At 61.9% G+C, this 1,763-nt stretch carries 1 protein-coding gene and 1 pseudogene; both read left to right on the top strand.

What is annotated here, in order from left to right; all coding sequences use genetic code 11:
* A partial coding sequence (locus IVB47_RS03485) for a flagellin (protein WP_253075187.1) occupies window positions 1-899 on the top strand: 899 nt, incomplete at its 5' end.
* A 358-nt stretch (window positions 900-1,257) separates the two neighbouring features.
* Window positions 1,258-1,763: pseudogene (locus tag IVB47_RS03490) on the top strand (flagellin); the annotation flags it as partial.

The raw sequence follows: 1,763 nt of genomic DNA on the forward strand, positions 1-1,763 counted from the left end.
CCGGCACCGGCAATGCGCTGAACGCGCTCGGTCTTGCCGGCAACACCGGGACCTCGACCGCCTTCACTGCGGCGCGGACCTCGGGCGTCGGCGGTATCAGCGGCAAGACCTTGACCTTCTCTTCCTTCAACGGCGGCACGGCGGTCAATGCCACCTTCGGCGACGGCACCAACGGCACGGTCAAGACGCTCGATCAGCTCAACACGAAGCTTCAGGCCAACAACCTGACGGCGACGATCGACGCCAACGGCCTGCTGACGGTCTCGACTACCAACGACTACGCGTCCTCGACGATCGGTTCGAGCGCCGCGGGTGGTGCGATCGGCGGTACGCTGACCTCATCGCTCACGTTCTCGACGGCTTCCAGCCCCGTCCAGGACACGGTCGCCCAGACCTCGCGTTCGAACCTGGTCAGCCAGTACAACAACATACTGAACCAGATCGACACGACCTCGCAGGACTCCTCGTTCAACGGCGTCAACCTGTTGAACGGCGACCAGCTCAAGCTGGTGTTCGACGAGACCGGCAAGTCGAACCTCAGCATCACGGGCGTGACCTACAACTCCAAGGGTCTCGGCCTCGCAGCGCTGACCAGCGGTGTCGACTTCATCGACAACTCCGCGACCAACAAGGTGCTGTCGAACCTGAACGCCGCGTCGAGCACGCTGCGCTCGGAAGCGTCGAGCCTCGGTTCGAACCTCTCGGTGGTGCAGGTTCGTCAGGACTTCAACAAGAGCCTGATCAACGTGCTGCAGACCGGTTCGTCCAACCTGACGTTGGCCGATACCAACACCGAAGCCGCGAACAGCCAGGCGCTGTCGACCCGCCAGTCCATCGCGGTCTCCGCGCTGTCGCTGGCCAACCAGTCGCAGCAGAGCGTGCTGCAGCTGCTCCGCTAAGTAGCGGGCGACATCGCAAGCAAGATCTGGCGGCGGGGCTTCGGCTCCGCCGCTTTCTTTTTACGGCGGCATCAGAGTGCCGCTCACGAAGCAGAGACGATGCATCCGGATGCAGCTGATTGCTTACTCTGAGTTATGGTTGACAAGTCGCAAACGTCCGGTTCTTGCGCCAAAAAGCATCATCCTATCATGACGATATCGATGAGCCCGATATGGCTCCGCTCCCTCGTATGGTGAATCCCCGCAAGGCCTGGCGCGACACGCTTCATGCTTTGTTAGCCGTCTGTGTTCACCGTCCCGGACATCGATTAATCCTAATCGAAGTTTGTTGCGTTGCGTACCAGAAGGGTAACACTCAATGTCCGGTATTGTTCTCTCCTCGTCGGTTCGTCAGAACCTGCTCTCCCTCCAGTCCACCGCTGATCTTCTCGCCACCACCCAAAGCCGTCTGTCGACCGGCAAGAGCGTCAATTCGGCCCTGGACAATCCCACCAACTTCTTCACGGCACAGTCGCTCGACAACCGCGCCAGCGACATCAACAATCTGCTCGACGGCATCGCCAACGGCGTGCAGGTGCTGCAGGCCGCCAACACCGGCATCACCTCGCTGCAGAAGCTGATCGACAGCGCCAAGTCGATCGCCAACCAGGCGCTGCAGACCACCGTCGGCTACTCCACCAAGTCAAACGTCTCCACCACGATCGCGGGTGCGACGGCCGCCGACTTGCGCGGTACCACCTCGTTCGCCAGCGCGACTGCCAGCAGCAACGTCGTGTATAACGGCACGGCCGGCGGTACCACGGCGGCAACCGGCACCACGACGCTCGGTGCGACCCTCGGTTCGTTCACGGGCACTGCGGGAAC

It is taken from the genome of Bradyrhizobium sp. 62, assembly GCF_023073035.1.
Taxonomy (GTDB): Bacteria; Pseudomonadota; Alphaproteobacteria; order Rhizobiales; family Xanthobacteraceae; genus Bradyrhizobium.